The sequence below is a fragment of the Candidatus Seongchinamella marina genome (assembly GCF_026262685.1).
GTDB classification, from domain to species: Bacteria; Pseudomonadota; Gammaproteobacteria; order Pseudomonadales; family Halieaceae; genus Halioglobus; species Halioglobus marinus.
This window is the reverse complement of record NZ_SHNP01000001.1, coordinates 1,063,626-1,078,406: the sequence shown is the minus strand read 5'-3', so window position 1 is coordinate 1,078,406 and position 14,781 is coordinate 1,063,626. Positions and strand designations below refer to the sequence as shown.

The 14,781-nt window shown below is 52.3% G+C and carries 14 protein-coding genes; 10 read left to right on the top strand and 4 right to left on the bottom strand.

From position 1 onward, the window contains the following. Positions 1-2 precede the first annotated feature (2 nt). The 4 genes from EYC87_RS04845 to EYC87_RS04830 are packed head-to-tail and all read left to right on the top strand — an operon-like array spanning position 3 to position 2,383. Positions 3-683 carry a cytochrome c oxidase subunit 3 gene (locus EYC87_RS04845; protein WP_007229295.1) on the top strand — a complete coding sequence of 227 codons (681 nt, stop codon included), beginning with the start codon at positions 3-5 and terminating at the stop codon, positions 681-683. 10 nt (positions 684-693) lie between these two features. After that, positions 694-1,377, top strand: coding sequence for a heme-copper oxidase subunit III family protein (locus tag EYC87_RS04840; protein WP_007229353.1), 684 nt, complete (start codon positions 694-696; stop codon positions 1,375-1,377). A 9-nt stretch (positions 1,378-1,386) separates the two neighbouring features. Continuing rightward, positions 1,387-1,707, top strand: a complete 321-nt coding sequence (locus tag EYC87_RS04835) for a cytochrome C oxidase subunit IV family protein (RefSeq protein ID WP_040541473.1) — start codon at positions 1,387-1,389, stop codon at positions 1,705-1,707. Position 1,708: 1 nt separating this feature from the next. After that, the gene (locus tag EYC87_RS04830) at positions 1,709-2,383 is read left to right on the top strand and encodes an SCO family protein (protein WP_279251853.1); all 675 of its coding nucleotides are present in this window, start codon (positions 1,709-1,711) and stop codon (positions 2,381-2,383) included. Between the two features lie 38 nt (positions 2,384-2,421). Here the strand turns inward: EYC87_RS04830 and EYC87_RS04825 are convergent, their stop codons facing one another. After that, the gene (locus EYC87_RS04825; RefSeq protein ID WP_007229246.1) at positions 2,422-2,889 is read right to left on the bottom strand and encodes a MaoC family dehydratase; all 468 of its coding nucleotides are present in this window, start codon (positions 2,887-2,889) and stop codon (positions 2,422-2,424) included. A gap of 269 nt (positions 2,890-3,158) precedes the next feature. Here EYC87_RS04825 and EYC87_RS04820 point away from each other — a divergent pair, with 269 nt between their 5' ends. From EYC87_RS04820 to EYC87_RS04800, 5 genes are all read left to right on the top strand, one after another. Then, positions 3,159-4,334, top strand: a complete 1,176-nt coding sequence (locus EYC87_RS04820; RefSeq protein WP_007229226.1) for a steroid 3-ketoacyl-CoA thiolase — start codon at positions 3,159-3,161, stop codon at positions 4,332-4,334. 12 nt (positions 4,335-4,346) lie between these two features. Continuing rightward, the gene (locus EYC87_RS04815) at positions 4,347-5,261 is read left to right on the top strand and encodes an SDR family NAD(P)-dependent oxidoreductase (RefSeq protein ID WP_007229341.1); all 915 of its coding nucleotides are present in this window, start codon (positions 4,347-4,349) and stop codon (positions 5,259-5,261) included. A 183-nt stretch (positions 5,262-5,444) separates the two neighbouring features. Then, a complete protein-coding gene (locus EYC87_RS04810; RefSeq protein WP_007229316.1) occupies positions 5,445-6,446 on the top strand; it encodes an FAS1-like dehydratase domain-containing protein in 1,002 nt (333 codons plus the stop codon). A gap of 33 nt (positions 6,447-6,479) precedes the next feature. After that, positions 6,480-7,289, top strand: a complete 810-nt coding sequence (locus EYC87_RS04805) for an SDR family NAD(P)-dependent oxidoreductase (RefSeq protein ID WP_007229342.1) — start codon at positions 6,480-6,482, stop codon at positions 7,287-7,289. Between the two features lie 42 nt (positions 7,290-7,331). Further along, entirely contained in the window at positions 7,332-8,093 is a 762-nt protein-coding gene (locus tag EYC87_RS04800) for an SDR family oxidoreductase (protein WP_040541475.1), read from the top strand. Positions 8,094-8,159: 66 nt separating this feature from the next. On the opposite strand, the gene EYC87_RS04795 is transcribed toward EYC87_RS04800, so the two are convergent. The 3 genes from EYC87_RS04795 to EYC87_RS04785 all read right to left on the bottom strand — a co-directional run bounded on the left by EYC87_RS04795 (position 8,160) and on the right by EYC87_RS04785 (position 12,397). Then, positions 8,160-9,029 (bottom strand): TIGR03619 family F420-dependent LLM class oxidoreductase, encoded by an 870-nt coding sequence (locus EYC87_RS04795; protein WP_279251852.1) that lies wholly within the window; start codon positions 9,027-9,029, stop codon positions 8,160-8,162. A 127-nt stretch (positions 9,030-9,156) separates the two neighbouring features. Continuing rightward, positions 9,157-9,915, bottom strand: coding sequence for an enoyl-CoA hydratase-related protein (locus tag EYC87_RS04790; RefSeq protein WP_279251851.1), 759 nt, complete (start codon positions 9,913-9,915; stop codon positions 9,157-9,159). 142 nt (positions 9,916-10,057) lie between these two features. Continuing rightward, entirely contained in the window at positions 10,058-12,397 is a 2,340-nt protein-coding gene (locus tag EYC87_RS04785) for a TonB-dependent receptor (protein WP_279251850.1), read from the bottom strand. A 251-nt stretch (positions 12,398-12,648) separates the two neighbouring features. Here EYC87_RS04785 and EYC87_RS04780 point away from each other — a divergent pair, with 251 nt between their 5' ends. Next, positions 12,649-14,775 (top strand): oxidoreductase, encoded by a 2,127-nt coding sequence (locus EYC87_RS04780; RefSeq protein WP_279251849.1) that lies wholly within the window; start codon positions 12,649-12,651, stop codon positions 14,773-14,775. The last annotated feature ends 6 nt before the right edge of the window (positions 14,776-14,781 follow it).

The window sequence follows — 14,781 nt, the reverse complement described above, 5'->3', positions numbered from 1 at the left end:
AAATGATTCGACCCTTGCAGACACTCAGGCAGAAGCCCTGGCTTACCCAGGCCAGCGAGCAATTGAATCTAATACCTGAAGTAGACTCGGTTGCAGCCGCACGCATTGCGCTGCGATTCATTCTTGCGGTCGTTGGGGTACTGTTCTTCCTTTTTGTGATCACCTATCTCGCTCGGTCACAATACCCTGACTTTCAGTCACTGGCCGGCGCACCTTGGCAGCCCTTTACCGACACTTCTCGTCTGTGGCTTAACACCTCGTTCCTGATTCTTGCGAGCGCCGCAATGCAGGCCGGGATATGGAGCGCTCAGCAAGAGCGGCAAAATCGCACTATCGGTTTCGTCAGTGCGGCCGTGTTTTTCACCGTATTGTTTTTGTTCGCACAGTTACAACTCTGGCAGCAGCTGTCTCAGCTTGGTTTCTATATAAGCACCAACCCAGCCAACAGCTACTTCTATTTACTGACAGCTGTGCATGGCTTGCACCTTGTTGGTGGCCTTATTGTTCTCGGCTACCTGGCCTCGAAAACATGGGCAGTGGATTCTGTCACTGCGATTGCCAAACCATTGCAACTTTGTGCCACCTATTGGCATTTCTTACTGGGTGTCTGGATGGTGCTATTTGCATTACTGGCCAGCTCACCTCAAACCATTAACGCGCTGGCCGCCATGTGCGGCTTCTGAGGAGCAGAGAATGAGTCTGCAGACAGACAAGAGCAGCAGCTATACATCACCCGGTGTGCCCGGCATGGTTTCCGACTGGTCGGCAGACAAGCAGACCTTCGACATGCCCTGGGGCAAGTTGATGATGTGGATATTCTTACTCTCGGATACCTTTATTTTCAGCGTTTTTCTCACTGGGTATATGCACGCACGCCTGGCGGCAACTGAGCCCTGGCCCAATTCCAGTGAAGTCTTCGCACTGACGCTGTTCGGTTCCCATCTACCTCTGGTACTGATCGCGATAATGACTTTTGTGCTTATCACTTCCAGCGGCACCATGGCGATGGCTGTGAACTTCGCCTACAGCGGCAACCGATCAAAGACCGTCATGCTAATGGCCGCCACCGCCCTTCTGGGCGCATCTTTCGTGGGCATGCAGGCCTTCGAATGGTCCAAATTGATTTTTGAGGAGGGAGTGAGGCCCTGGGGTAACCCGATGGGCGCCGCTCAGTTTGGCTCCACATTCTTTATGATCACCGGCTTTCACGGTCTGCACGTTACTGCCGGTGTGATCTATCTTTCTGTCGTCGCATTCAAAGTGAGGCGGGGGGACTATGAGAAAAAAGGTTATGAAATCGTCGAAATAACTGGCCTTTATTGGCACTTCGTCGACTTAGTCTGGGTATTCATCTTTGCCTTTTTCTATCTGTGGTGAGGTAACACTATGAACGACACAACTGCAGGCCAACAGCATCCAATTGGGATATACCTGAAGGTATGGATACTCTTGTTCGTATTAAGCACCTTGTCATACCTGGTGGATTGGTTCCAGGTACAGGGCTATCTGCGATGGACCCTCATTCTGATATTTATGTTCCTGAAAGCCGGCTTCATTATTTCGATTTTTATGCATCTCTCCTGGGAACGCCTGAGTCTTAAATACACGCTGGGGTTACCCATTATTGCTATCGGTGTCCTTATCACGCTGATGACAATAGAGGGGGATTATACCTATCTGACGCGCTTCACCTATTTCGATCGCTAACATGCATTTTTCATCTCGCAATCGCATGCGCCTGGGCTTCAGCATCGCCTATAGCGTGTTGTTTATCGCAGTGATCGTATCCTGGATTAATCGTGCTGTTCCTCCGCCGCAAATCCAGGGAGTGCTGCTTATCGAATCTCGTGAGTTGGCCGACTTCGAATTGATCAATCATCTCGGTGATGAATTTTCGAACAAGGACCTGCTGGGAGAGTGGCATCTTGTGTCTTACGGGTTTACTGCATGTCCAGACGTCTGCCCCACCACCCTCACTCAATTAACCAGAATGAAAGAGGAGATAGACTCTGGTAGCAAGCCCAAGATTTTGTTTTATTCCGTCGACCACCGCCGCGATACCGCAGCACAGCTGGCCAACTACCTGCCGTTTTTTGATGCTGACATCATCGGCCTGACCCATCTTGATGACCCGGACAATACCCATCTCGCTTTCGAAAATAGCCTGGGAATCGCTTCCAGCCTCGACCTCATGTTCAAGCCCGATGGCAGCCTCGACCAACAGGGCTATCGGGTGAACCATGGTATTGCGTTGCTGGTACTTAATCCTCAGGGAAGATTGCAGGCTATTCTCAAGCCAAGAGAGACATCGCCGGGCATCTATGGTTTCGACCCGAAGGAGTTGTCACGGGATTACCTGGCGATCCGGGCGTTCAATGGATAGCGTTATGGAATTCGCCCTCAGTGGGCCGCGCTTTAAAATTACATATAGATAAAAATCAGCTCGTAGATCACCGCCGGCCGTTCGTCCTGACCGACCACATGAATATGCTGTTCCATGACCATCTTGGTACCCTTGGCCGTAGTGCTTATCTCCTTGATCCGACTGCGACTGCGGATGGAACAACCCACCGGCACCACACCGGTAAATCGAAGCTTATCGGAACCATAATTCAACATGTTGTTAAACCCGATGACCTCATAACTTTGCTCACCGCGCATTTTCGGAATCAATACCAAGGTGAGAAAACCGTGGGCCACAGTGCAACCGAACGGGCTGTCTGTTTTGGCTTTTTCCGGGTCGGTATGCAACCAGTAGTCATCTCCCGTCAACTCGGCAAACTGGTTCACCATGTCCTGACTGACCTCAACCTCGCTGCTCCAGCTACCGAACTCTTCTGACAGCAGTTCCTGCATGCCTTCTATATCATCGTATTTATACTGTTTCACACTGTTATCTCTGTAAAGACTGATGGCTGTATTTTACGGACAGAAGCGACTGCCGCGAGCCCCTCGCCACAGTGAACAGCTCTCAGGCTAACCAGCTAAACCATTGTCTTTTATCGAGTTTACGCCCTGTAGCTGGATCAGCGAAAACGGCACAATAGGCATCCGGCAATGGCGCAATATGTTATTGCTACCGGCCTTGTCTAACGTAGACTAGGGCCCCACCGAATTTCTGTCCGGCGACGCCGGATTCCCCCTGATGAGGATCGAACATGCGCGAAGCAGTCATTGTAGAAGCAGTCAGAACGCCTATTGGCCGTGGCAAACCCATTGTCGGCGACCTGAGTGGTTTCCATGCCGTTGAACTCCTGGGCCTGTCACTGGCGGAGATCATGAAGCGCAGTGGCCTCGAGTACAGCGACGTGGACTACCTCGCAGGCGGCTGTGTGACCCAGGCAGGCGAGCAATCCAGTAACATTACCCGCAACGCTTGGCTCAACCTGGGCAAGGGATACACTGCTGGAGGCACCACACTGGACAACCAGTGCGGCTCCGCGCAAACAGCGAATCACATGATTTCATCGATGATCGGCACTGGCTCAATTGATATCGGCATTGCCTGTGGCGTGGAGTCGATGAGCAGAGTCGGGCTGGGCGCTAATGTGATGAACGGGCCCGGTTACTTTATTCCATCAGAGTGGCCCTGGGACTCTAGCCCGGATCAGTTTTCCAGCGCTCAAAGAATTGCTGACAATCGAGGGATCACCAAGGCCATGGCAGATGAACTGGGATACCACTCACAGCGTAAAGCCAAGCAGGCCTGGGACGAAGGCCGATTTGATCGTGAGACCTTCGCGGTCGAGGCTCCGATACTGGGCGAAGATGGAGCGCCAACCGGTGAAACCAGAACCGTCTCCCGCGATCAGGGTTTACGCGATACTACTCTGGAAGGCCTGAGCCAACTGCGGCTGGTGATGGAAGGCAATATTCACACAGCAGGCAACTCTTCCCAAATTTCCGACGGCTCAGCCGCCGTCTTGTGGATGACGGCTGAGGAAGCGAAGGCTCGCGGCCTGAAACCCCGAGCTCGTATCATTTCGGATTGTGTAGTGGGCACAGATCCCTATTATTTGTTGGACGGCCCTGTTGATGCGACCACACGACTGTTCAAGCGCAGTGGCATGACCATGGATGATATCGACCTCGTCGAAATCAACGAAGCTTTTGCGGCGGTAGTACTGTCCTGGGCTAAAGTTCATAACGCAGACCTCGATAAAGTAAATGTCAACGGCGGCGCCATTGCATTGGGCCATCCGGTCGGCTCTACCGGCGCTCGCCTGATCACTACCGCCCTTCACGAACTGGAGCGGGCAGACAAAAGCACCGCGCTAATCACCATGTGTTGCGGCTCCTCTGTGGGCACCGGCACCATCATCGAACGTATTTAAGGAGAGAGTTCAATGGGAGACCTGACCGGAAAAGTTGCCGTCATTACCGGCGCCGGGCGCGGCCTGGGCCGCGAGGAAGCCATTCAACTGGCGAAACAGGGTGCGCGCGTTGTCATCAATGACATTGGCCTGCCCGATGCCATAGAAGCTGCACAGTCAGCTGTCGAAGAGATTAAGAGCTTCGGTGGTGAGGCGATGGCCGTCTACGGTGATTGCGCCGATTCTGCCGATGCTGAGAACCTGCTGAAAGCAACGCTGGATAGCTACGGCGATATGAACATCATGATCAATAACGCTGGCTTTTGTCGCGACAAGACCATTTTCGGCATGTCTGACGAAGAATTTGATTCTGTCGTTCGTGTTCATTTGCGCGGCCATTTCGTCAACATGCGCAATGCCACCAAATACTGGCGCGAAAAAGCCAAAGCCGGCGATGAGGTATACGGCCGATTGATTAGCACCTCATCAGAAGCGGCACTGTATGGTTCTGCGGGACAACCCAACTACGCCGCGGCTAAGGCCGGCATTGTCGCAATGACGATGGGCGCTGCCCAGTTGCTCATCAAGTACGGCATCACTGCCAACGTCATCATGCCCCGTGCACTCACAGATATGACAGCTGGCGGCCAGACTGCCGAGATGTTCGCACCGCCTGCCGATGGCGGCTTTCACGCTTTCGACCCCGCCAACGTGGCTCCACTGGTGGGGTATCTGGCCTCTCCTGAGGCCGGCAAGATCTCAGGTGAGGTCTATGTTGTCTGGGGTAATGAAGTACAAGTGGCCCAGAGGCCCACGCTGCGCGACGCTTTCGTTAATCCCAAGGGAGCAACGAAGTGGGAAGTTGAGGACCTGCACACCTCAATGGCGAGCCATTACGACGATAACTACATGCCAGTATGGGGCGGCTTCTCAGTACCGCCAGTCTGATTGGCTAATGCCACAGCTGACTTAGCAGTCGCAACGCTACCAAGGGCGGCCACTAGCCGCCCTTATCTGTAAGGTCCAGTGCATTTGCAGTGGTCGCATATGTCTATGCAATAGACTGATTCAGCGCTGGCAGCTCCCCAGTGAAGATATTATCGTTAGCCTGTTATTTTTGAGAAATCACTTGTGAATGCTATCGAAAAGATCGACCTTGAATCGATGACAGGAAATCGCCTGGGACCCTATAACAGCTACAATGCTGTCAGCAGGGTACAAATTTGGCAATGGTGCAGCGCAATGGGTGACAAAAACCCCCTGTATCTCGATCCTGTGTATCAGTCTTGCGTCGGCGTTGATGGCGCAATCGCGCCTCCCTCCACAATGCAAATGTGGACGATGCGTGATATCAATATGGCATACGCTCCCGGTTCCACCGATGCCCCACCCTACGAGGTATTTGATTCCCTGGCGGAAAGGGGTTTCCCCGACAATGTAGCCGTGAGCTATGACATCAACTTCCATCGCTATCTGAAGGAAGGAGATCGTCCACACCACTACACCACGGTGATTAGCATCAGCGCCCTGAAAACTACGGCATTGGGCCAAGGCTACTTTGTCACTGAGCGTGTTGAGTACCTCGATCACACCGAAGACTGCTTTGCTGAAGCTTTGATCACCTACTTCCAATACAAGGCAGACTCCTCGCCCGAAGACGCCACAGCACACTCAGACACGTCTACTACTGCAGCCAGGGCAATGGCATCCGATACGCCTGAACCTGACTTTAAGGCTTTGGATTTCAACGAACTAAAGTCAGGACAAGCGCTGCCTGAACTGACCATTCCCATTACTCATAAATTAATTATTGGCGGGGCTCTGGCATCACAGGATTTTATCGATGTGCACCACAACGCCCCTGCTGCGCGCGCCGCAGCCATGCCCGATATCTTTATGAACATACTGACTACCTGCGGCCTGTGCGGTCGCTATCTCAGTGACTGGGCGGGACCGACCAGCCGTCTAAAAAACCTGAGCTTCAGGCTTCTCGCGCCCAATGTCCCTGGCGATACTATGGTGATGCAAGGCCAGGTCTCAGCACTCAGTGAAGACCAGCAGGTCAGTGTGGACTTCGTCGGAAAAAACAGCCGCGGGTTTCATGTCACCGGAACCGCAGTGCTTGCGCTTTAACCCCTTAATATCAGAATTTCTGGAGCTAGATACATGAGTGCACAACGATTTGAAGGCAAAGTCGCAATCGTCACCGGTGGCAGCATGGGCATCGGTAGAGCGACGGCGCTGCAACTGGCGCGCGAAGGTGCACAGGTCATTGCATGCGCTCGTCGCATGCCGCGCCTGGATAGCCTTGGAGATGAAATCGCCGCGTTTGATGGCAAGTTCAAAGGTGTTGAGCTGGACATTGGCGATATTGATGCCTTCGCCCAATTAATCAGCGACACCGCCAATAAATATGGTCGCCTGGATATACTGGTTAACAATGCGCCTACGGTGATCGGCGGGATGATTCTGGATCAGAATATAGAAGACTGGCGAGCCAATTTCGGCGTCTGCGTGGAGAGCGTTTTTATCGGCGTTCAGGCTGCATTGCGAGTGATGCAGCCACAGGGCAGCGGATCCATCATTAACATATCTTCTGTTAGCAGCCTTCGTGCCGGCTTGGCTGCCGGCGCATACTCCGCAGCAAAAGCAGCAGTTAACCAGTTCAGCATGTGTGCGGCGATGGAAGCTGCACCCTATGGCGTGCGCGTCAACGTGGTTGCTCCCGGCGCTGTAGAAACACCAGGCCTGAACGCTTCGGTTGGGAAGAACGAGGCAATGAAAACGTTGATGGCAAATTCAATCCCCATCCAGCGTTTGGGTACGCCAGAGGATCTTGCCAATACAGTTTGCTTTCTCGCATCCGACGAATCTACTTTCATCACTGGCGTGGTACTGCCCGTTGATGGCGGTAAAACACCTCAATTGCATGTACCCGACTGGGAACTGACACTGGATAATCGCAACGTAAAGTGAAAATCCCCTCCCATCAAACATAAAAATTAAGAGGATAGAGTCATGGGAACATACGTGATCACCGGTGGTGTCAGCGGAATCGGTAAGGCCATCGCGCAGCAGCTTCGATCGGAAGGCCACAGCATATTAACTATCGATATTCAGGAAGCAGATATCGTTGCCGACCTATCGTCTCCAGAGGGTCGCGCTAGCGCTGTGCTAGCCATTCGCGAGATGACAGCAAGCGGACTCCAGGGTTTGGTCGCATGCGCAGGCATTGGCTCTCACGTACCTAACAACCGCCTGATCACCAAGGTGAACTACTTTGGTAGCGTGGATTTGGTCGAGGGCTTGAGAGAACACCTGGCGGAGCATAAATCGGCGGTGCTAATGATATCTTCAAACTCGGCACCCATGAAAACCAATCCCACATTCGTGGAAAGTTTACTCAACAACGACGGCGATCAAGCCTGTGCGCTGGCTGACGAGATGCAAGGACAACCAGTCTACTCAGGCACCAAGCAAGCAGTTACGATCTGGATGCGACGCAACGCAGCTGCGTATGCCGCACAAGGCATTCGCATGAACGCAATAGGTCCTGGCTACACGCAAACGCCACTGAGCGCAGCAGTAGAAGACGATCCCACCTATGGCGACGCCATCAAACAATTCATTGCGTCTATTCCGGTGGGGCGCCCGGGGCAACCCGAGGATATGGCCAAGGCCGCCAGCTTTCTGTTAGGTGAGCACGCCGGGTTCATCTGCGGAGCTATGTTGTTTGTCGATGGTGGACATGACGCCATGCTGCGCCCGGAAAAATTCTAGCACGCTTTGCACTGCCCGTTTTTTAGTACCAATCTCACAAGATGATCGAGGTAACAGCGAACGCTGTCAGTAATTTTCGATAATCACTTTTGCAAAACTCTCTATGGCTGCGAGCTTTTTATCCCGGTTAATGTCTGGATCATAGGGGTTCCAGGGAGTCACGCAGATATCGGTAACTCCCAACTGCTCCAGCTGCCTATAGTCGTCGATACTGCGTGCATAGACGTCAAATGCATGAATCTCAAAATTGGTTCGCTCATCAGTCCCATACTCCCGACGCATTTCTGCAAGCTCAGACAACAGACCCTGTAAAGTCTGGTAGTCCGTATTGGCTGATACCCAGCCGTCCCCTATTCGAGCGGCACGGCGAAGCGCTGGTTTAGCATGCCCGCCTATCAAGATAGGTACATTCTTACTGGGTGCTGGTGATAATTTGCAACGACCAATGGCGAAGTTATCGCTCTGATGCTCAAAGTAATTGCCGCTCATCGCGGCCCTGATAATTTCAAGACACTCATCAAACAGCTTGCCACGCCCGTCAAAATCGACCCCGTTGAAAGTAAAGTCCTCTTTCCATGGACTCAGGCCTGCTCCCAGACTGACACGGTTGCCACTAACCACCGCCAGCGATGACAGGGCCTTGGCCAACACCAAGGGCTGTCTTACGGGTACTTTCATTACCGCTGGATAAAAGCGCAATTTTTTAGTGACAGCCGCCATCGTCGCTATGGCAACAAACGGATCGAGAACGGGAACACCATCCAGTACCTGACGTACCGAATCAGTGTTCATATAAGGATAATCAGACTCAGTAATTTCCGGGTAGAAAATACTGTCCGGTATCGCCAGCGAGTTAAATCCTGTGTCCTCGGCAGTGCGCGCGATTTCCAGATAATCTTCAACGCCTCCCAGACCGGTTAATAGTGAAAACCTCATGTGTACTCCTGTTAAATAGTGTCGACGGCTCAGGCGGCCGTTCAATTAAAAATAGGGATCGTTTTTGATGCGGCGCCTATTGCTGATCAACCAGCGTTCGTAACAAGCCGTCTTGCAGTGACTGAATTTAACGCCCCGTCCACTCGGGCCTGCGCTTTTCCATAAAGGCGTTGAGGCCTTCGCGGATATCATCGCTTTTGAGCATGACATCAAGGCGTTCGAATTTTCCTGCCTCCTGTGCCTGCTGCGCAGCCGGCACACCGGCGTAGTTGAGTCCTTCCAGCACGCACTGTTTAGTTGCCTGAACCGCCAGAGGCGCGCATCGCATAATACGTTCGGCAATCTTTCGCGCTGCTGCCATTACATCCGACTGCGGAACCACTTCAGCCACCAATCCAAGATGCCTGGCGCGCTCTGCATCTATGGAACCTGCAGTGAGTAACAGAGCCATAGCAGATTTTAGGCCCACTTCACGCGCCAAGCGATGCATGCCTGTGGCAACAGCTGCCGTGCCAATCTTGGGTTCTGGCAAACCAAATATCGCATTTTCTCCTGCTACAATAATGTCGCAGGCCAAGGCAACCTCGAACCCCCCACCAAAGGCAATGCCGTTTACTGCTGCAATTATCGGCTTATAACAACTGGTGCGATTCGTTATGCCACCATAACCACTGGACGGCATCTGATAATCCTCTTCCGTTTTTGCCTTTGCCATCAGACTGATATCGCCACCGGCACAAAACGCTGAATCACCTGCGCCAGTGATGATCGCGACCCAGAGGGCATCATCCGATTCAAATTCATCCAGTGCCGCAGACATTTCAGTGCTCGCCGCCGGGCTTATGGCATTCATTACCTCAGGGCGGTTTATAGTAAGGATAAACACTCGACCTTCCCGACTTGTGGTAATGCACTGATAAGCCATTTTATAAACCCTCAACAATAAATATTTTAGAAATTATTCTCATCGATGATCAAAAAAAAACCCGGGCCGAGCCCGGGTTTATGCAAGAGTCCTGCGAGTTTACTCAGAAGTTATAACTGGCAGTTACGCCTACAGTACGAGGCGGTGTCATGGTCAATTCATTGTACTCGAGGCCCACCGGGCGCCGGGAGTAGACACCATCCTCATCAGTGATATTTTTCGCAAACACTTGCAGAGTCCAGCTCTCCGCTCGCAGCCCTGTGAACAGGTCCAGGGTGCCATAGGCGTCCGCATCCAAACGGCCGGTAGTATCTCCAGGAATGTCCTCAATTTCGCCACGATAGGCGTACAGGGCGCCAACGTAAACATCACTGTTGAACATTAATTGCGGGAATGTGTATTCCGTTTGCAAAGTGGCATTAAATTGCGGCTGTTCACTGCCATTCAAGCCGTCAGCAGCGCACGTATTGTAGCGGTTATCGGGGCCGACCGGTGCCTGACCGGGATCAGTACAGGGAATGTCGCCGGCACTGAACTCAACGTCAGCATAGCTGACACCGCCGAACAGCATCCAGTTGTCTACCGGGTACCAGCGCAGGTCAGCCTCAATACCCCACTGCTCTGCCTCATCGACATTGACCCACGGAGAATTAGTAATAATTTCATTAGCGCCTGTGGCCAGGTTATAAGCTTCAAAATTAGCTCGCGCTTGATAATCGGTATAAGTGCTGAAATATATTGCTGCAGTATACCGGGCGCTACCACCGAATAACTCACCCTTTGCACCCACCTCCATACTGTCGACTTCTTCACCGTCGTACGCATTCAGGTCAGGAGTAAAAACTCCTGTGGTATCAAAGTTAGCAGCGCCAGGACGATAGGCGTGATCCAGTGTGCCGTAAACGTTTAACGCGTCACTGAATTGGTGCGAAAGTTTTACAGTGCCCGTCCACTCACTCACGTCATACGATTCTCCCAATTCACAAGGCGCCACCTGGCCATCAAAACAGGGGAACGCATTTTCGATGACTATAATCGGATCGGTAATTTCGCCGCCGGGTAAAATACTTGATCCAAACAGAAAATCACCACTTTGGACGTTTCCAGCCCGCTGTGTGAAAGAGTTATAACGCAAACCGACTGTCAGGTCAGTGTCGTCAGTCAGGGCGATCGTGTTGTGTGTGAAAATTGCTTTTATGCGCGAGGGAATTGGAATGTCTAAGGTGAACGGAAAGACGCCTTGGCTTCCCAGACTCGGATCAGCCGCCGAATTGTAAATGTGTTGATTGACGACAACACCGGTCAGTGAATCAGCATCTGCATAGTATCCGCCTACAACCCAGTCCCAGTTATTAAACGCTGTGCCGCTGATACGCAGCTCATGCTGGTTGCTGCCCCCTCCCTCACCAAACTCGGTTTTCTGTTCAAGAATTCCTGTCGGCAGGTCGTAGATATCCTGATCGCTAATCACGTTCTGGATAGACTCAAGCATACCGCTGAACCATTTTATTTCGACATCACCTACCGACCAGTTCAAGTGCAGGGTGACCATAGTGTCTTCTTTGCTGGTTTCGTCAGCGTTGTCGGAAATCGATGTGCGAGCGCCCTTTTTCAAATTCGGATAATTCACCAGGTTGGGGTTTCCACCGGCAACCGCTTCCACGACTCGATACGTTTCAGACGCATCGCTCTCCATGTACAGGTACGCTAACTTAGCCTGAAAGTCCTCAGTGGGTTCCCACAGCAACTTGACTCTTGCGCCCCAGCGATTACGCTCTTCGTCGAGTGACTTTTCAATAAAGTTCACACTAGGATCGCGCACTACTTTTGTCCCTGTTTCCCGCTCATCAACCAGACCTGCCAGTCTGATAGCAAAGGTGTCTGTAACCGGAACGTTGATCGCTCCCTGCACGTTGTAACCGGTAGGGTCCATGTAACTACCCTGTATGTGACCGCTAAGGCCATCGAAATTGGGATCTTGAGACGCCATTACAAGCGCACCGGTGGGCGATGGCTGACCATAAAGAGTACCCTGCGGGCCTTTCAAAACCTGAATATTAGCCATATCGAACATAGACGCTAGAGCAACCGCTGCCTGCGATGCCATGTAAAAGTCATCCAGGTATACACCCACTCTCGCAGGCGCGGACTGTTGTGCGAACGTACCGACACCGCGCAGGCCCACGCCGACATTGCTGTCTCCCTCGTAACGCACTTCCATGCCGGCCACTAGTTTGCTGAGCTCGTCCGCCTGAAAAATAGACAGATCATTGATCTCCTGTGCCGTCACCACAGACACTGCAACAGGGGCCTCAACCAATGTTTCAGCCCTTTTCTGAGCAGTGACAATCACCTCTTCCAACTGGGCGCTGGCATTATTAGACGCAACCATTGCGGCGACGACCGCTAGACTCAAAACCGAAAGTTTGTATTGCTTCAACATGAGAGCATCTCCAAATGAGTTATTATGTTTATCTCAGGCACCAAATATATATTTTTGTACCCGCACGATCAATAGTATGGGCAGTCAAGCCCTCCTCTGACAGAACTTCTGCCTCCAACTTTATAAACATTTACGTTCACTCCTGACCCGGTCAGAACGCAGATGTTTATAAGATTGAACTCAGCAGTACTGTGCGCCGTAGCCGGCATCGTTAAGATTAGGCGTCTATAAAAGCCCATGAGGCCGATTTTATGTCCTTATCTTTCGATATTTTGCTTTCTGCTGGTCGCATAGGGTCAATGGAGTTACGCAATCGCATTGTACTTGCCGCCATGGGATCTAACTTTGCCTCCGAAGACGGACAATGTAACGAACGCCTAATCGCTTATTACGAGGCGCGTGCCAAGGGCGGCACCGGGTTAATTGTTTTAGAAACTTCGGCTGCCTGCTTTCCCAATGGTTCCACCATGCCTAATACGGTCGCCTTCTCGGATGACAAGTTCCTTCCTGGATTGACCCAACTGGCTCAGCGTGTGCATCGGCACGGTGCCAAAATCGTTGCACAACTCAATCACGGCGGCAAGATCGCACAGGAAGACACCGCCGCTGGAAGACCCATACCTGTACCTTCGCCGCTAAAACGGTCCGCCAGCGACATGTTTCATGTCTTGACCCAGCAGGAAATCGGACACTTCATCAAAGCTGCGGGGCCTGATGGCAAGGGTCCTCAATACTATGAGATGACTGAGCAGGATATTGCCGCGATTATCGCAGAGTTTGTAGAGGCCGCACTAAGAGCAAAAAGTGCAGGGTTTGACGGAGTCGAACTGCATGCTGGCCACGGGTATTTATTGGCCAGCTTTTTGTCCCCCTATACCAATACGCGCGAAGACAACTACGGTGGTTCCCGTGAAAACCGGGCGAGATTCCTGACCCAAATGATCAGCGCGATCCGCCAGGCCGCAGGGGCGAACTTTCCAATTTTGGTAAGACTGGATGCAATGGAGTATCGGACTAAGGGCGGCATTACGCCCGATGACTGCGCGGTAACAGCAGCCTTGTGCGAACAAGCCGGTGCAGACGCCATTGATGTGAGCGCTTATGGCAACGTGGCACACGCAATCGCCTTTACCGAGGCACCTCTGGTACACGAACCCGGTGGCTTCATCAGTTTCGCAAAACAGGTAAAAGCTTCCGTGGGTATCCCGGTTATCGGTGTCGGCCGCATTGAAGCAGAAGTCGGGGAGCGACACCTGCAGGCAGGTCACTTCGACTTCCTGGCGATGGGGCGAAAATTGCTTGCCGACCCGGATCTGCCGAACAAGTTAAAGGCAGGTTCGCCGGAACAGGTCCGACCGTGTATCTATTGCTACATTTGCGTCAGCCAGATCTTTATCAACCAGCCTATGGTTTGTGCCGTCAACCACAGCATGGGCCGTGAGCATGAAGGCGACATCATCGCCCGCTGTAACGATCGCAAAAAGGTTTTGATTATTGGTGGTGGGCCCGGCGGCATGGAATCGGCGCGACTGCTTGCGGAGAAAGGACACGACGTTACACTCTGGGAGCGTGAAAAAGATTTTGGCGGCACTGCCCGAATAGCTGCACTGGCCTACGAGCCTAACGAACGACTTATTGACTATCTCGCAGGTGAAATGCATCGATTGCCGATAGAGGTACAACTGGGTAAAACTGCCACTGCTGAAGATATTCGCAGCTTCAACGCAGATCATGTCGTGCTCGCGACAGGGGCCATTCGCAAAGCCCCAAATATCCCAGGCAAGTCCCAACGCCATGTTTTTGATGGCGATGAATTGCGCGGTGTCCTCTTTGGAGGAAACAAGCTAGCAGCTGCGAAACTGTCACTGTTGGCCAGGCTGATTTTGTGGGCGGGTAACATGACCCAGGCATTGCGCAGTATTTCCCTAATGCGTTTCGCATCCAGATTCTGGATGCCCATTGCAGACGAAGTCACAATTATTGGCGGAGGCCTGGTTGGGCTTGAACTGGCAGAGTATTTGGTAGAACGGGGTCGTAAGATTACGGTTATAGAACCAGGACCCTCATTGGGTGCCGAACTGGCTATTGTGCGCAGAGCCAGGGTATTGCATACCCTGCGAGAGCATAATGTCACCATTTTTAGTAATTCCCCCATCGATGAAATCACCGCAGATTCAGTTCGTTTCCAACATGACGGTGTTCAACAAAGTGTGAAAGCCAAACAGGTGATCATCGCCATTGGCACCGAGGGCGACACCCGTATCGCGGACCAGCTTGAGGACTATCGGGGACCAGTACACCGCATAGGCGACTGTCAGGATATCAGCTATATTGATGGTGCAATCCTCTCCGCGCGAAAATTAGTAGAGGCGCTCTAATACATA

Bases quoted from the DNA above. Each gene is read 5' to 3' on its own strand.
- EYC87_RS04785 (WP_279251850.1), bottom strand. From the start codon at position 12,397: ATGTTGAAGCAATACAAACTTTCGGTTTTGAGTCTAGCGGTCGTCGCC.
- EYC87_RS04820 (WP_007229226.1), top strand. From the start codon at position 3,159: ATGCGCGAAGCAGTCATTGTAGAAGCAGTCAGAACGCCTATTGGCCGT.
- EYC87_RS04845 (WP_007229295.1), top strand. From the start codon at position 3: ATGATTCGACCCTTGCAGACACTCAGGCAGAAGCCCTGGCTTACCCAG.
- EYC87_RS04840 (WP_007229353.1), top strand. From the start codon at position 694: ATGAGTCTGCAGACAGACAAGAGCAGCAGCTATACATCACCCGGTGTG.
- EYC87_RS04800 (WP_040541475.1), top strand. From the start codon at position 7,332: ATGGGAACATACGTGATCACCGGTGGTGTCAGCGGAATCGGTAAGGCC.
- EYC87_RS04805 (WP_007229342.1), top strand. From the start codon at position 6,480: ATGAGTGCACAACGATTTGAAGGCAAAGTCGCAATCGTCACCGGTGGC.
- EYC87_RS04835 (WP_040541473.1), top strand. From the start codon at position 1,387: ATGAACGACACAACTGCAGGCCAACAGCATCCAATTGGGATATACCTG.
- EYC87_RS04815 (WP_007229341.1), top strand. From the start codon at position 4,347: ATGGGAGACCTGACCGGAAAAGTTGCCGTCATTACCGGCGCCGGGCGC.
- EYC87_RS04780 (WP_279251849.1), top strand. From the start codon at position 12,649: ATGTCCTTATCTTTCGATATTTTGCTTTCTGCTGGTCGCATAGGGTCA.
- EYC87_RS04795 (WP_279251852.1), bottom strand. From the start codon at position 9,029: ATGAGGTTTTCACTATTAACCGGTCTGGGAGGCGTTGAAGATTATCTG.
- EYC87_RS04830 (WP_279251853.1), top strand. From the start codon at position 1,709: ATGCATTTTTCATCTCGCAATCGCATGCGCCTGGGCTTCAGCATCGCC.